This is a genomic window from Enterovirga sp., from assembly GCF_035325185.1.
Classification (GTDB): Bacteria; Pseudomonadota; Alphaproteobacteria; order Rhizobiales; family Beijerinckiaceae; genus Enterovirga.
On sequence record NZ_DAOLAJ010000015.1, the window covers coordinates 23,419 to 38,973 of the forward strand.

The following is a 15,555-nucleotide window of genomic DNA, read 5'->3' on the forward strand; positions in this document are numbered from 1 at the left end:
CCTGGCGACAACCCAGGAGGTAACCATGCCGAGAGGCCATCCGACCTCGACCAGAGGCTTCGCCTCGATGAGCGAGGAGCGCCAGCGCGAGATCGCCAGCAAGGGCGGGCGCAGCGTGCCCGCCGAAAAGCGATCCTTCTCGCAGGACCGCGAGCTGGCTTCGGAGGCGGGCCGGAAGGGCGGCCAAGCTTCCGGCCACCGCTATCTCGCCGATCACGAATGAGGAAATTTTCGAGAGCCCCGGAACAAGGCCAGCGACCCGGCGTTAATTAGGCAACCGGCCCCGCTTTGCCCCCATCGGCCGGCACCTGAATGGCGTGGCTGCCTCCGTGCAGTCACGCCTTTTTTCTTGGCCTCGCCCATAGGAAATCCGGCCGCTCGGGCCGGACTGCTCGCCACGGGCGCCACTATTTGCCATCGGCATCATGGGCGGGCTTGTCCGGCCATCCCCGCTCGTCGCGCGCTATCCCTCTCCATCTGTCTCACGAGCTTCAACGTCATGGCCGGGACGAGCCCGGCCATGACGGAGAGGAGCAGGATGGAGATTGAGGGAGATGCCAGCGGGCGTGCCAGCACCTGCCTCGCGAGGCAGTTCTAAGTGATGCAGCGGCCGATGGTCGCGGAGGCGGAGGAATGCACAAGCGGGCTTACGAGGCGCTCGCAGCCCAGCGGAATCCCCGACCGGCGGCGCTGGACCACGACGCGGTGCCCGAAGGGGGACACGATCGTCTCCGGCGCCTGCGGGCTGGAAGCGGGTGCGGTCTCGGCCGCAGGCCGGGCCGGCGGAGTCGCGGGCAGGGCAATCGGGACCGGAGGTTCGGCCAGGACCGGCTTCTCGACGGCGACGACGGGCGAGGCGACCAGAGCGGGCGCCGGATCGAAGACCCCGGGGACGAACGCCGCCAGAACAGCCGACGCGACACCCAGCGAAAGGAGTGTGCCACCTTTTGCCGCCATCCCGACCCCCCGCTTTCGTTGCGGGGGGATAACGCCGATGGCGCAGCCGAGGTTCCCGGCGAGGCCGGAAGCGGCCTCAGGCCGAGGTGGCCTCGCGCCGCCGGGCCGTCTGCTGGAAGAAGAGCGCCTGGCTGATGACGGCCGACACGTTCGCCGGCTGGAAGGGCTTGGCGATCAGGAAGGCGGGCTCGGGACGCTCGCCGGTCAGGAACCGCTCGGGATAGGCCGTGATGAAGATCACCGGCACCTCGAAGGTCTCCAGAAGATCGTTGACGGCATCGAGGCCCGAGCTGCCGTCGGCGAGCTGGATGTCGGCCAGGATGAGGCCGGGACGCCTGCCGCGGGCGAGGCTGACCGCCTCCGTCCGCGTGCGGGCGATGCCTGTCACCCGGTGGCCCAGCCCCTCCACGAGCGATTCGAGATCCATCGCGATCAGCGGCTCGTCCTCGATGATCATGATGTCGGTAGCGATGTCCGCGGCCAGCTCGCGCCCCGCCTCGTCGACGAGCTCCCTTACGCGATCGACCGTGGCGTCGAGGATGACGGCGGCCTCCTCCTCGGAGAATCCCTCGAGGCTCGAGAGCAGGAACGCCTGCCGCGGCAGCGCCGTGATCTGCCCGAGGCGGACCTCGGCCGGCAGGTCGCGGCCCGCCGGCTCGCTCTCGCCGTTCACCGCAAGCGAGTTCCAGATCCGGGTGAAGACCTGGAACAGGGCCACCTTCACCTGAGCCTGCCCGCCGATCGCGGCCGGATCGCTCACGAGCGTCTCGAGGGTGGCCGCGACATAGGCGTCGCCGGCCACCTGGCTGCCCGTCAGCGCCCGCGCGTACCGGCGAAGATACGGCAGGTATTGCACCACGAGTTGCGCTGGCGACATCCAAGGGCCTCGGAACGTTGTATGGCGGTGGTTAGACAATCGCCCCCCAACCCGCAAGGCAGCCGAAAGTTCCGCACCGGATGGAACCTTCGGGGGCCTGACGGCGTTAAGGCCGGTTTTCGACGCAGAGTTTGGGGTGGGCATGGCGGGTTCGGCGAAGCGGGACAGACGAGATCCCAGGGCCGCCTCGATCGGGGCAATGAGAAAACCGGAACCGACGCCGTCCCTGGACCGCGTGATCCAGGCGCAGATCGGCGATAAGCTGAGAGCCATGTACGGCGAGCTCGCCGAACAACCCGTGCCCGACCGGCTGACGCAGATCCTCGCGCGGCTGGGCCAGGAGTCGAAGGCGTGAATTCACAGCCCGAGCCCGAACTGAGAGACGCCTTGCTGGCGGCGGTGCCGAGCCTGAGGGCCTTCGCCATCTCGCTCTGCGGGCAGGTCGACCGCGCGGACGATCTCGTCCAGGACACGCTCCTGCGCGCGCTGTCGCATATCGACCGCTTCGAGCGCGGCACGAACCTCAACGCGTGGCTGTTCACCATCCTGCGGAACCTGTTCCATTCCGAATATCGCAAGCGCCGGCGCGAGGTGGAGGATCCCGACGGCTCCTATGCCGGCCGCCTGAAGGCCCAGCCGGAACAGGGCTCGCGGCTCGATTTCGAGGATTTCCGAACCGCGCTGGCCAAGCTTCCGCCCGAGCAGCGCGAGGCGCTCCTTCTCGTAGGGGCTTCCGGCTTCTCCTATGAGGAGGCTGCCCATATCTGCGACTGCGCCGTCGGCACCATCAAGAGCCGCGTGAACCGGGCCCGCTCGCGCCTCGCGGCGCTCCTCGCCGTGGACGACGTCGGCGATCTCGGCCCCGACAACATGACCCGCGCCGCGCTTCAGATCGCGAGCTGAGCGCAGCCCCCCTCCGGAGGCGGGGGGCTGTCGCATATGGCGTGTCGCAGCCGAACTCTTCCTTCACACTAAAAACGCGATCGGGTTCACATTGCGGTTGCCGCCGCGCCATATGCGATCGCCCAGGCTGCACGGGGCACCGCCCGGAAGGCGGTAGAGAGAGCCCCACTCGAAAGGCTCATGCAATCCCAGGGGTAGGCATCTATACGCCCGGCGTGCGCCCCCTCAGCAAGCCGACGATCGCGGAGATCGCAAACAGCACGATCGCAACGAAGAAGATCAGCTTGGCGATCTCGACCGCAGTACCTGCGATGCCGCCGAAGCCGAGTACGGCAGCGACCAGCGCCACCACGAGAAATGTCAAAGCCCAACCGATCATCGTCTTCCCTCGCTTGCATTGCCGAGAACATTCGGCTTGTCGAGCAGAACCCTCCGCTCTGAGACAGGTTCCCCCTGTTCTTGGGAAAACAACCCAAGTATCGCCGCATTCGCGAAGCATCAGCCGGGCTCGGCACCCCGCGGATCATCCGGTCCGCGCCATCTTGCCGCAATGCAACATTACAAATATGCTGGCGTCGGAGTTCGCCTCTCAGCGTCGCCGCCCGGATTCCGTCCGGCGGATGGCCGGGTGATCGATCGGCAACCGTGCCCCTGGAGCCAAGGTGCTGCAAACACCGAATTCCAATCGTGACGTCGTCGTGGTCGGGCGAGCCTGCCGCCTGCCCGGGGCCTCGGGCGTCGAGGAGCTTTGGAAGAACCTCGTGGCGGGGCGCTGCTCGGTGCGCGAGATCCCGCAGGACCGCTGGTCCCTGGACAGGCACGGCCATCCTCGCCTCCGGGAAGCGGGCAAGAGCTATGTCTGGTCCGCCGGCACCATCGACGACGTCTGGAGCTTCGACCCTTCCGTCTTCGGCCTGTCTCCGCGCGAGGTCGAGCAGATGGACCCCCAGCAGCGGCTCCTGCTCGAACTGACCTGGGAAGCGCTGGAAGATGCCGGCATCCGGCGCTCGGACGTGGCGGGGACCGAGGTCGGCGTCTTCGTCGGCGCCTCCTCGACCGAGTACCAGACGCTGCGCAACGCCGACATCTCCGGCGCGGACGGCTATTCCGCGACCGGGGGGGCGCTCTCGATCGTCTCCAACCGCATCTCCTACGTCTTCGATTTCCGGGGACCGAGCCTGACGGTGGACACGGCCTGCTCGTCCTCGCTCGTCGCGCTGAGCCAGGCGCTCGCCGCCTTGCGGGCGGGCACGATCGACACGGCGATCGTGGCGGGGGTGAACGTCCTGCTGTCCCCCTACGGCTTCGTGCTCTTCTCCCAGGCCTCGATGCTGTCGCCGAACGGATTATGCCGCTCCTTCGACGCCAAGGCGGACGGCTACGTCCGGGCCGAAGGCGGCGTGGTGCTGGTCCTGCGGACGGCCGCCCGCGCCGCGCGGGAGAACAACCCGGTCCACGGGCGCATCGTCGCAGCCGGGGTGAATTCGGACGGGCGCACCAACGGCATCGCCCTGCCCTCGCGCCACTCGCAGAAGCGGCTCCTCGAGGACGTGTATCGCCGCGCGCGAATCGACCCCTCCCGGCTGGCCTTCGTCGAGGCCCACGGCACCGGCACCCGGGTCGGGGACCCGATCGAGGCGTCCGTCATCGGCGAGGTGCTGGGCCGCAGGCGCTCCTCACCCCTTCTCGTCGGGTCGATCAAGTCGAATATCGGGCATCTGGAACCGGGCTCCGGCCTCGCCGGCGTGCTCAAGGCGCTGCTCGCCCTGGAGCACGACCTGCTGCCACCCTCGCTCCATTTCAAGGAGCCCAATCCCGACATCGCCTTCGACGAATTGAACATCGCCGTCTGCGCCGGCGCGACGCCGCTCGCCCGCGGCGAGGGACCGCGCTATGCGGGCGTGAACTCCTTCGGCTTCGGCGGCACCAACGCCCATGTGATCGTGAGCGACGCGCCGCCCGCGGCCGGCCGCCGGCCCGCGGCCTCCCATTCGTCGGATCTCTTCGCCCTGTCGGCCGCCACCGAGCCGGCCTTGCGCAGCCTCGCGCGCCTCTATGCCGAGCGCCTGGGCTCGGCGAGCTTCGAGGAGGCGCGCGAGGTGGTCGCCGCCGCCGCCCACCAGCGCGAATTCCTCGCCCAGCGCGCGATCGTCGCCTGGAGCTCGCCGCGCGATCTCGTCCGCAAGCTCGAGCGCATCGCCGAGAAGGATGCGGAGGTGCCGGAGGTCGTCCGGGGAACGGTGGCGGAGACGAGCGCGCCGGTCGCCTTCGTGTTTTCCGGCAACGGCGCCCAATGGCCGGGAATGGGCCGCGACGCCTATCACGGAAGCCGCTGCTTCCGGGAAAGCTTCGACGAGATCGACGCGATCTTCGATGCGAAATTCGGCTGGTCCGTGACCGAGGCCCTGCTCGCGCCCGATCTCGAAGAGCGCCTGCGCTTCACGCATGTCGCCCAGCCGCTGATCTTCGCAATCCAGGTCTCGGTTGCGCGGGCGCTCCGCGCGCAGGGCCTCGAGCCCTTCTGCGTCGTCGGCCACAGCGTCGGCGAGATCGCCGCCGCGGCGGTGGCCGGCGCGCTGAGCCTCCAGGACGCCGTCAGGGTCATCCAGGCCCGCAGCCATCGCCAGGAGGTCGCGCGCGACCTCGGGCGCATGGGCGTCGTCGTCGCCGGCCGCGAGCAGGTCGAGGCTTTGTGCCAGGAGATCGGCGACGTCGCCATCGCCGCCGAGAACGCCGCCCGCGCCTTCACCGTGGCCGGCCCGACCGAGGCGGTCGCCCGGCTCGGCAAGCTCGCCCATCGCCGGCGGATCGTGTTCCGCCAGCTCGACCTCGACTATCCTTTCCATTGCCGGCTCGTCGACGCAGTCAGGCAGCCGATCCTTGCCGACCTCGCCGGACTCGCAGGCTCCCGTCCCGAACTGGCGATGATCTCGACGGTCACGGGCGATCTCGTGGAGGGGCCGCTCGACGCGACCTATTGGTGGCGCAACATCCGCGAGCCGGTGCGATTCTCGACCGCGATCGACCGCGCCGCCCAGCTCGGCGCGCGCATCTTCATCGAGATCGGGCCGCGGAGCATCCTGCTCTCCAACATGAGGGAGACGCTCGAGGCGACCGGCCTGCCCTGCGCGGCGATGGGGGTCCTCGAACGCGGCGAGGCGGATGGCGGCGAGGCGGCCGATCCCATCCGTCCGGCCGTCCTGTCGGCGGTGACCCGCGGCGCCGATGTCGCCCTCGACGTGCTGTTCGGGCCGAAGCCCCGCTCGGCGGTGCCGCTGCCGACCTATCCCTGGGCCCACCGCGAGTTCCGCCACGCCGAGACCGGCGAGGCGGCGGGCTCGACCCTGGACCTGCGCTGGCACGCCCTTCTCGGCGCGCGCAACACGGCGGACGGGCTCGACTGGTCGCGCCTGCTCGACAGCACCGTCCTGCCCGAACTGGCCGACCACGAGGTGGGGGGGCAGGCGATCCTTCCGGGCGCCGCCTTCGTCGAGATCGCACTCGCCGCGGCCCGCCAATGGCTCGATTGCGAGCGGCCCGAGCTGCTCGAATTCGACATCACCCAGCCCCTTCCCGTCGAGAAGGACAGGACGCGCGAGATGAAGGTGCGGATCTCGCCCGCCACCTCGACATTGGAAATCCTGAGCCGCCCGCGCCTGAGCCGGGGCGGCTGGACCAGCCACGCGGTCGGACAATTCTCGCGCGGGCCGCAGGGCGTTTCCGAGGAGACGATCGAGCTGCCGGCCCCTGACAGATACGTCGCGGCCGAGGCGATCTATGCGGCGGCCGAATCGGTGGGATTGCGCTACGGCCCCGCCTTCCGGCTGCTCGACTCCGCGGCGAGGATCGGCGGTCACGGATTGCGGATCGATCTCCTGCCGTCCCAGAGTGCCGATCCCCGCTACGGCATCGACCCGGCGCGCCTCGACGCCTGCTTCCACGGTCTCTTCTCCCTGTTCGGGGAACTCGGCGCGCGCCGGCGGGGCACGGCCTATATCCCCGTGCGGTTCGGCCGCGTCAGGATCGACCGTCCGGGCGTGGTCCTCGCGGGGGCGATCATCGACATCCGCCGGGCTGGCGAGGGGTCGATCCTGGCCGATTTCATCCTCCTCGACGGGGAGGGCCGCCGAATCGGCCATCTCCTCGATTCCCGCTTCCAGGCCGCCCGCGTCGCGCGGACGAGCACGCTCGCCGAGAAGGCGCTCGTCGCGCAGAGCGTCGCCATCGATGCCGGCGCGATCGGAGGCTCCGGCCTGCCCGTCACGGCCGCGGACATCCTGCGGGCCGCCTCGCCCCGGCTCGGCCGCGAGGAGGCCGACCTGCGCTCCAGCGACCAGCTCCTCCTGGAAGGCTGGGCCAGCGCCGCCGGCCTCGCCATCGCCCGGAGCGTCGCAGGTGGGGTCGGCGATCTGCCGCTCGACCTGCTGTCGCCCCTCTCCGCGCAGTCCCGCGCCTGGCTGATCAACATCCTGCGCGGCCTCGAGGACAGCGATCTCGCCCGCGAGACTCCCTCGGGATGGTCGCTCACCGAGCCGGACAGCCTGCCGGAGCCCGACACCATCCTGCGCACCCTGGCCGGCGATCATCCCGAGCGCTCGACCGAGCTTCTGCTCGCCGGGCGGGCCGCGGCCTGGACGCCGCAAGCCTCCCTCGCGGAGGACGAGACGTGGCTCTCCGCCGCGGCGCTCGACGGATATGATCTCGGCGGCGTCTCGACGCGCGCCGCGGGGGAGACGATCCTGCAACTGCTCGCCGATTCGGGGCTTCCGAAGCGCGAATCGGGCCTGCGCCTGCTCCAGGTGGGCTTCGGGCCGCTCTCCTTCGAGCTGGCCCGGATCGCCCGCGGCGCCGAAGCGCGGCTGACCATCCTCGACCTCGATCCCCGCCGTGTCGAGCGCGCCCGGCTGGCGCTGGAAGGCGGGCATCTCGCCTTCGCCTCCGACCCGGCCGCGCTTCCGGCCGGCGGCTTCGACCTGATCGTCTCGGCCGAGGGGCTCCACCGCTTCCGGCGCGACGGCGGCGTGTTTTCGTCCCTGCATTCCCTGCTCGCTCCCTCGGGTCTCCTGGTCGCGGTCGAGCCCGTCCCCTCGCTGTTCCGCGACGTGGCGCTCGGCCTCTCCCCCGGCTGGTTCGGGGAGGGCGCCACGCAGCTCCACGGGCCGCTGCTCATGCCGGGCGAGTGGACGCGAGACCTCGAGGCGAGCGGATTTGGCGGGGTGTCGAGCCTCGCGATCGGCACGACGGCCGAGGAAGCGACCCTTCTGGTCGCCGAAGCCGGCAGGGGCGAGCCGCCTTCCGCCGACAGGGCGCCACGGGCGATCGTCATCCAGGCGGCACCGCGTCAGGACGGGCTCGACCTTCCCGGCCGGCTCGCAAGGCTGCTCGAGGCCGACGGCGAGGACGTCACCCGCACGGAATGCGGGAGCGCCGTGGAGACACCCCTTCCGGCGGGCGGGATCGTCGTCGCCTTCCTGCATCCATCGGCCGCGCAGGGCAGCGTCGCCGCCTTGCGCGAAGGCGCGCTGGCGCTGACGGCGGCGGCGGAGCTTTGCCCGCGGAGCAACGGCGAGCTTTGGGTGGTGCTGCGAGCCGACGGCCCGGCCGCCGCCCCGATCGCGACGGGCCTCGCCGCCTTCGCCAGAACCCTCGCCAACGAGAATGCAGCGCTGACGGTCCGCCGGATTCTCGTCGAGGGGGCTCTCGATGCGACCTCGGCCGCGGCCTCGCTGCACACATTCCTGCGCAATCCGCAGACGGAAACGGACATCGTGGTCGCTGCGGAGGGCATCCGCGCCCTGCGCTTCGTCGGCCTCGCCGATGCGCAGGACACGGCGCAGGCGGACGGCTCCCAGGCCGGCGCGATGAAGCTCGAGCGCGGATCGGAAGGCGGCCTTGCCGGGCTCGGCTGGCAGCCGGCCGGGCGGCCGGAATTGAAGAAGGGCGAGGTCGAGATCGCCGTCGAGGCGACGGGGCTCAATTTCCGCGACGTCATGTGGGCGATGTCCCTCCTGCCCGACGACATCCTGGAGGACGGCTTCGCCGGCCCGACGCTCGGGCTGGAATGCGCCGGAGAGATCACGCGCGTCGGCGCGGGCGTGTCACGCTTCCGTCCCGGCGAGCGCGTGCTCGCCTTCGCGCCCTCCGCCTTCTCGACCTCCGTCGCGGTGCCGGAGAACGTGGTCATGCCCGTGCCCGCCTCCTGGCGGACAGAGGCGGCCGCCGGCGTGCCCGTGGCCTTCCTCACCGCCTATTACGGGCTGGTCACGCTGGGCAGGCTCGGGGCGGGCGACTGGGTGCTGGTCCACGGCGCCGCGGGCGGGGTGGGCCTCGCCGCCATCCAGATCGCGCAATGGCGCGGCGCCACGGTCGTCGCCACCGCCGGCTCGCCCGAGAAGCGCGACCTTCTGCGCGCGCTCGGCGTCGAGCACATCCTCGATTCACGCTCGACGGCCTTCGCCGAGGAGATCCGCAGCCTCCGCCGCGAGGGCGTGGACGTGGTGCTGAACAGCCTGTCCGGCGAGGCGATGGAGCGCAGCATCGCGACGCTCAAGCCTTTCGGGCGCTTCATCGAACTGGGCAAGCGTGACTATGTCGCCAATACACGGATCGGCCTGCGGCCCTTCAAACGCAACCTGTCCTATTTCGGCGTGGACGTCGACCAGCTCCTCTCCGATCGCGACCGCGCGGGCGAGATCTTCGCCGAGCTGATGGACCTCTTCGAGGCGGGCGACCTTTCGCCCCTCCCCTATCGCGTCTTCGGCGAGGGCGAGACGCTCGACGCCTTCCGGCTGATGCAGCAATCCGGCCATATCGGGAAGATCCTGCTGCGCCCCCCGCGCAAGGCCGCGCCCCTGCGGGAAGAGGCGGGCTTCCGCTTCGATCCCGAGCGCACCCATCTCGTCACCGGCGGCTTCGGCGGCTTCGGCCAGGAGGCGGCGCGCTGGCTCGCCGACCAGGGCGTGCGCCATCTCGCCTTGCTCGGGCGCTCGGGCGCGGCGAGCGAGGAGGCGAGGGCCCTCGTCGAGGAACTGGAGGGGCGCGGCGTCTCGGTGGCCGCCCTCGCCTGCGACGTCGCCGATGCCGGGGCCGTCCGCACGGCCCTCGACGCGATCCGCTCCGCCATGCCCCCGCTCGCGGGCATCCTGCACGGCGCGATGGTGCTGGAGGACGGACTCACTGCGCACCTGACCACGGACCAGCTCACACGCGTCCTCGCCCCGAAGGTCGCGGGGGCCGACAATCTCGACCGGCTGACGGCGGGAATGCCGCTCGACTATTTCGTGATGTTCTCCTCGATCACGACCTTCATCGGCAATCCGGGACAGGGCGCCTATGTCGCGGCGAACGGCTATCTGGAGGGCCTCGCGCGCCAGCGGCGGGCCCGCGGCCTGCCGGGCCTCGCCCTCGCCTGGGGCGCGATCTCCGATGTCGGGGTCCTCGCCCGCAAGAAGGGCCTGGCGGAGGCGCTGGCCAAGCGCGTCGGCGTCGTCGGAATGCCCGCGCGCGAGGCGCTGGCGCTGATGGCGGAAGCGCTCGCCCTCGAAAAGCAGGGCGGCCCGAGCACGCTGGCCGTGGGCTCGCTCGACTGGAGCGCGGCGCAGCGCCTGCCCGCCCTGTCCTCGCCGACCTTCGCGGCACTGACGCGCGAGGGCGGCGCAGCCGATTCCGCCGAGCGGCAGGCCCTCGATCTGCGCCTCCTGATCGCCTCCGAGGCTCCGGAAGCCGTGCGCAAGCGCGTCGCCGAGGTGATCGTCGAGGAGATCGCCGCCGTCCTGCGCGTACCCAAGCAGGATGTCGGCCCCACCAGGAAGCTCGGCGAACTGGGCCTCGATTCGCTGATGGCGATTGAGCTGGCCTCGGCCTTGCAAGACCGTCTCGGCCTCGATGATCCGCCTTCCGGCTCCGTCGCCGCCATGACGACCTTCGCCCTCGCCGACCAGCTGATCTCGCTCGCCTCCTCCGGCCGGACGGACGAGGAGGCGCGCGCGGCGCTCGCCCTGAACGAGCGCCATGTGGGCGGGGAACTCGACACCGCCGCCATCGCCCCCGCGATCCGCGCGGTGGCGGAGCGCTCGCGCGACCTCAAGGGGCTCATGCAGTGAGCGGCGGACGGGGAGGCAGGCTGACCGCGGGAGACAAGGAGGCGCTTCTCGCCCGCCTGTCCCGCAGGGCTGGAGAGAGCGGGCGGCCCCGTGCCCCCGCGCCCCCGCCGGGGGCGACCGATTTTACCACCCTGCCGGGCTATCGCGAGTTGCAGACGCAGCGTTCCTTCGCGCAGATGATCGGGCTCGAGAATCCATTCTTCCGCGTCCACGAGGAGCGCGCCGGCGCCCGCACCCGGATCGGGAACCGCGCCTACGTCAATTTCGCCTCCTACGATTATCTCGGGCTGAACGGCCATCCCGCCGTGCAGGCGGCCGCGAAGGCGGCGATCGACCGCTACGGCACCTCGGCCTCGGCCTCTCGCCTCGTGGCCGGCGAGCGGCCCGTCCACCGGGAGCTGGAACGGCGCCTCGCCGCCCTCTACGAGGCCGAGGACTGCGTCGCGATGGTGAGCGGGCACGCCACCAATGTCGGCGTCATCGGCGCGATCCTGGGCGCGCGCGACCTCGTCGTCTATGACGAGCTGATCCACAACTCGATCGCGCTCGGGGCGCAATTCTCGGGCGCCGCCCGGCGCTCCTTCCCGCATAACGACATGGCCGCCCTCGAAGCCATCCTGGAGAGCGCGCGCCCCTCCCATACGCGCTGCCTCATCGTGGTGGAGGGCCTCTACAGCATGGACGGCGACTGGCCCGACCTCGCCGCCCTGGTCGAGCTGAAGCGGCGCTTCGGGGCCTGGCTCATGGTCGACGACGCGCACGGGCTCGGCGTCCTCGGGCCCCGCGGCCACGGGCTCGCCGAGCAGGCCGGGATCGATCCGCGCGAGGTCGATATCTGGATGGGCACGCTGTCGAAGACGCTCGCCGGGGCGGGCGGCTATATCGCCGGCCCCTCCCCACTGATCGACTTCATCCGTACGAGTGTCGGGGCCTTCGTCTTCAGCGTCGGCCTGTCGCCGCCCCTCGCCGCGGCCTGCGCCGCCGCGCTCGACGCCATGGAGCGCGAGCCCGAGCGCGTGCGGCGCCTGCACGAGAACGGCGCCGCCTTCCTGAAGGCGGCGCGCGAGCGGGGCCTCGATACGGGCACCAGCGAGGGCTTCGCCATCATCCCGGTCATCCTCGGAGAATCGCTCAAGGCGGCGATGCTGTCGAACCGTCTCTCGGCGCGGGGCATCAACGTGATGCCGATCCTGCATCCGGCGGTCGCGGAGCGGCACGCGCGGCTGCGCTTCTTCATCACCGCCGAACACAGCCTCGCCGATATCGAGGAGGCCGTACAGGCAACCGCCGAGGAGATGGCCAATCTCGTCGACACGAGCGAGACCATCGCAGCCCTGACGCGCTCCCTGACCTGACCGGCGTGCCCTCTGCCGATAGGGCACGCGCCACGGCTCCATCCTCTCGAAAGTGGAATTCTCCGCCAAGCCCCCGACGGTTCAATCCGCTGCGCTCCTGCATCGTCCCGCCATGAATAGTGGGCGATGAATAATATTCATTCCCCACGTGAACCCACTAGAAGCCGCTCGCGGACACGCCCTACTCCCGTGATTCGACAGACCTCATGCCGGCAGCGGCACCTGGTTGGGACGCAATGCATATAACTTGGGACACCATGCACTTGCATGGTTGAGGGATTCGATCAGAGTCTTGAAAATTGCAAGAAATAAAAAAAGACAAGGAAACGCAGGTGCGCATTTCATCTGGCTTGATCGAGATCAATGGCCGCTGCAACGCGCCGCGCCATGATCATGCGTCGATGGGTGAAAGCTCCCATCGGCAGCTCTAGCCGCGTCTGCTTCTTTCTCATTCTGCAACACCTGAACCGGCGCACGGCCACCGTTCCTGCGCCTTACGCCGTCGCCCGCATATGGAGACGTAGATGAGTGGCGCGACAATTACTTTCGTTCTTATTTTTGTTGCGCTCGGGCTTTTCATCTGGGGGCGCATTCCCGCGGTCATGGTCGCGATCGGCGTGTCCCTCGCCTTGTTCTTCACCGGCATCCTGCCGGCGAACCAGGCGCTCGGCGGATTCGGCGATCTCACCGTCGTCCTGATCGCCTCGCTCTTCGTGATTGCGGCCGGCCTCGAAATCACGGGGGTCACGACCTGGGCGGGACAGCTCCTCATCAAGCATGCGGGCGACAGCCGCAACCGCCTCATGGTCTACCTGCTGCTCATGGCGTCGCTGTTCTGCGCGACGATCAGCGTCAATGCGACGGTCGCCGCGCTCCTGCCGCTCTGCGTGGTCCTCGCGGTCCGGCTGAAGATCCCGACCTCGCATCTCCTGCTGCCCATGTGCTTCGCGACCCACGGCGCCACCATGCTGACCCTGATCGGCGCGCCGCTCAACGTGCTCGCCTCCCAGGCCGCCGAAGGGGCCGTGCACAGGCCGATCGGATTCTTCGAATTCGCGGTCGCCGGCGTGCCGATGGCGCTCGGCACCATCGGCATCATGATGCTGACCTACAGGTGGCTTCTGCCGAGCACGAGCGGAGCCTCCCTGCCGCGCGACTTCAGCGCGCACGCCACCACCCTGATCGAGCAATACCGGATCGAAGACGGGCTGCACCGGCTCCGCATCCGCTCCTCCTCGCCCCTGATCGGCGCCCCGAAGGACGCGGCGCATCTCGAAGGCGAGCCGGGCCTGTCTCTCGTCGCACTGCAGGACGCCGCGACCGGGGCGCCGCCGGAGCGTCCCCAGCTTGCCGAGGGCGACATCGTCGTCATTCGCGGCGACGCGCAGGCGGCCGGCCGGTTCGCGGCGGAGAAGCATCTCGCGTTCCGGGCCGAGGAGGAGGGATCGGCGGGCCTCGCCGACACGCTCTTCAACCGCAATTCCGGCCTCGCCGAGGTCGTGATCCCGCCGCGGTCGAATCTGATCGGCCAGGAGGTGTTCGCGGGCATGGCCGCGCGCGACGGCGACCTGGTCATCCTGGGCGTGCAGCGCAGCGGCGAGGATGTCGCGGCCTGGCCGCATGTGCTCGCGAGCGGTGACCATCTGCTGCTGCAGGGCACCTGGCAGGCGCTCGACAAGCATCTGGCCGATCCTCAGGTGCTGGTCGTCGATTCGCCGGAGGTGGTGCGGCGGCAGGCCGTCCCGCTCGCCGCCGGCGCCAAGGAGGCGCTCGGCATTCTCGGGCTCCTGGTCTTCCTGCTGGCCACGGGCTGGGTGCCGAGCGCCGTCGCGGGCACGATCTGCGCGAGCCTCATGATCCTGCTCGGCGTCTTGACCCTGCCCCAGGCCTATAAGGGGATCGACTGGAATACCTGCTTCCTGGTCGGCGGCATGATCCCGCTGAGCGCGGCCATGACCCAGACCGGCGCGGCGGATCTGATCGGGCATACGGTGATCGAGCTGCTCGGCAATGCGGGGCCGCGCGTCGTGCTGGGCGGATTGTTCCTGGCCTGCCTCGCGGTCACCTCGGTCATCAGCAACACCGCCGCGGCGCTGCTGTTCTTCCCGATCGGCATCGCGACCGCCGCGGAGATGCACGTCTCTCCTCTCCCCTTCATCGTCGGCCTCGCCATCGCCTCGCACGGCGCGCTGCTGACGCCCGTCGGAACGCCGGTGAACTTGATGATCATGGGACCCGGCGGCTACAAGTTCTCCGACTACACCAAGTTCGGCGCGCCCATCGCGGTCTGGTGGATCATCGTCACCCTGTTCGTCGTGCCGCTCTACTGGCGCTTCTAGGGAATTTTCGACCAAAACAGATCGCGACGGCGCTTCACCGAAGCCTCGCCGCGATCCGAACCACCGGGACAAGCGTCGGCATGACTACGCAGCAGCACACGGCATTTCAGCGGCTGATCGCCCGGGTCAAGGGAATGCCGGCCACTCCGACCGCCGTCGCCCATCCGTGCGACGAGTCGTCCCTCGCCGGCGCCGTCGATGCGGCGGAACTCGGCATCATCATCCCCATCCTGGTCGGCCCGAAGCGCCGCATCCAGGCCGCCGCCGAGAAGGCGAAGCTCGACATTTCGCCCTTCGAGATCGTCGATGCCGAGCACAGCCAGCAATCGGCGGAAAAGGCGGTCGCGCTCGTGCGCGAGGCGCGCGCGGCGATGCTGATGAAGGGCTCCCTCAGCACCGACGAGCTGCTGGCGGCGGTCGTCCGGCGGGATACGGGCCTCAGGACCGGGCGGCGTCTCAGCCACTGCTTCATCATGGACGTGCCCAACCACCCGACCGTGCTCGTCATCACGGACGCCGCGATCAACATCTTCCCGACCCTCGAGGACAAGGTCGACATCGCCCAGAACGCGATCGACTTCGCGCGCGCCGTCGGCATCAGCGAGCCGAAGGTCGCGATCCTGTCGGCGACCGAGAAGATCAATCCGAAGCTGCAATCGACGGTCGAGGCGGCGGCGCTCTGCAAGATGGCCACCAGGGGCCAGATCACGGGCGGCATTCTCGACGGCCCCCTCGCGCTCGACAATGCGATCAGCCCCGAGGCGGCGCGGATCAAGGGACTGTCCGGGCCCGTCGCCGGGCAGGCCGACATCCTTCTGGTGCCCGATCTCGAAGCCGGCAACGTGCTCGCGAAGAGCCTGTCCTTCCTGATGGAGGCGGATTCGGCGGGGATCGTGCTCGGCGCGCGCGTTCCGATCACCCTGACGAGCCGGGCCGATTCCGTGCAGAGCCGCCTCGCCTCCTGCGCGGTGGCCGCGCTCGTGGCGCGGCGCCAACTCGAAATGGCGGCGGAGTCACTCTGA

At 69.8% G+C, this 15,555-nt stretch carries 9 protein-coding genes; 7 read left to right on the top strand and 2 right to left on the bottom strand.

Translation table 11 applies throughout. The features are described from left to right. The first annotated feature begins 25 nt into the window (after positions 1 to 25). The gene (locus PKD06_RS04940) at positions 26 to 223 is read left to right on the top strand and encodes a general stress protein (protein ID WP_324378178.1); all 198 of its coding nucleotides are present in this window, start codon (positions 26 to 28) and stop codon (positions 221 to 223) included. 810 nt (positions 224 to 1,033) lie between these two features. Here PKD06_RS04940 and PKD06_RS04945 read toward each other — a convergent pair. Then, positions 1,034 to 1,834, bottom strand: a complete 801-nt coding sequence (locus PKD06_RS04945) for a response regulator (protein ID WP_324378180.1) — start codon at positions 1,832 to 1,834, stop codon at positions 1,034 to 1,036. Positions 1,835 to 2,033: 199 nt separating this feature from the next. On the opposite strand from PKD06_RS04945, the gene PKD06_RS04950 reads away from it, so the two are divergent. Both PKD06_RS04950 and PKD06_RS04955 read left to right on the top strand, forming a co-directional pair. Beyond that, positions 2,034 to 2,189 (top strand): NepR family anti-sigma factor, encoded by a 156-nt coding sequence (locus PKD06_RS04950; RefSeq protein ID WP_324378182.1) that lies wholly within the window; start codon positions 2,034 to 2,036, stop codon positions 2,187 to 2,189. After that, positions 2,186 to 2,737, top strand: a complete 552-nt coding sequence (locus PKD06_RS04955; RefSeq protein WP_324378183.1) for a sigma-70 family RNA polymerase sigma factor — start codon at positions 2,186 to 2,188, stop codon at positions 2,735 to 2,737. The genes PKD06_RS04950 and PKD06_RS04955 overlap by 4 nt, the downstream gene beginning before the upstream one ends. A gap of 202 nt (positions 2,738 to 2,939) precedes the next feature. On the opposite strand, the gene PKD06_RS04960 is transcribed toward PKD06_RS04955, so the two are convergent. Then, positions 2,940 to 3,116 carry a DUF1328 domain-containing protein gene (locus PKD06_RS04960; protein ID WP_324378185.1) on the bottom strand — a complete coding sequence of 59 codons (177 nt, stop codon included), beginning with the start codon at positions 3,114 to 3,116 and terminating at the stop codon, positions 2,940 to 2,942. A 283-nt stretch (positions 3,117 to 3,399) separates the two neighbouring features. Between PKD06_RS04960 and PKD06_RS04965 the strand changes: the two genes are divergently transcribed. The 4 genes from PKD06_RS04965 to PKD06_RS04980 all read left to right on the top strand — a co-directional run bounded on the left by PKD06_RS04965 (position 3,400) and on the right by PKD06_RS04980 (position 15,555). Further along, the gene (locus PKD06_RS04965; RefSeq protein ID WP_324378187.1) at positions 3,400 to 10,839 is read left to right on the top strand and encodes an SDR family NAD(P)-dependent oxidoreductase; all 7,440 of its coding nucleotides are present in this window, start codon (positions 3,400 to 3,402) and stop codon (positions 10,837 to 10,839) included. Positions 10,840 to 10,895: 56 nt separating this feature from the next. After that, positions 10,896 to 12,194, top strand: a complete 1,299-nt coding sequence (locus PKD06_RS04970) for an aminotransferase class I/II-fold pyridoxal phosphate-dependent enzyme (RefSeq protein ID WP_324378230.1) — start codon at positions 10,896 to 10,898, stop codon at positions 12,192 to 12,194. A 524-nt stretch (positions 12,195 to 12,718) separates the two neighbouring features. Further along, the gene (locus tag PKD06_RS04975) at positions 12,719 to 14,533 is read left to right on the top strand and encodes an SLC13 family permease (protein ID WP_324378189.1); all 1,815 of its coding nucleotides are present in this window, start codon (positions 12,719 to 12,721) and stop codon (positions 14,531 to 14,533) included. A gap of 80 nt (positions 14,534 to 14,613) precedes the next feature. Then, positions 14,614 to 15,555, top strand: coding sequence for a phosphate acetyltransferase (locus tag PKD06_RS04980; RefSeq protein WP_324378191.1), 942 nt, complete (start codon positions 14,614 to 14,616; stop codon positions 15,553 to 15,555).

Excerpts from the sequence above, each read along its gene's own strand:
- PKD06_RS04945 (WP_324378180.1), bottom strand. The coding sequence starts at position 1,834 with ATGTCGCCAGCGCAACTCGTGGTGCAATACCTGCCGTATCTTCGCCGG.
- PKD06_RS04980 (WP_324378191.1), top strand. The coding sequence starts at position 14,614 with ATGACTACGCAGCAGCACACGGCATTTCAGCGGCTGATCGCCCGGGTC.
- PKD06_RS04940 (WP_324378178.1), top strand. The coding sequence starts at position 26 with ATGCCGAGAGGCCATCCGACCTCGACCAGAGGCTTCGCCTCGATGAGC.
- PKD06_RS04960 (WP_324378185.1), bottom strand. The coding sequence starts at position 3,116 with ATGATCGGTTGGGCTTTGACATTTCTCGTGGTGGCGCTGGTCGCTGCC.
- PKD06_RS04950 (WP_324378182.1), top strand. The coding sequence starts at position 2,034 with ATGAGAAAACCGGAACCGACGCCGTCCCTGGACCGCGTGATCCAGGCG.
- PKD06_RS04975 (WP_324378189.1), top strand. The coding sequence starts at position 12,719 with ATGAGTGGCGCGACAATTACTTTCGTTCTTATTTTTGTTGCGCTCGGG.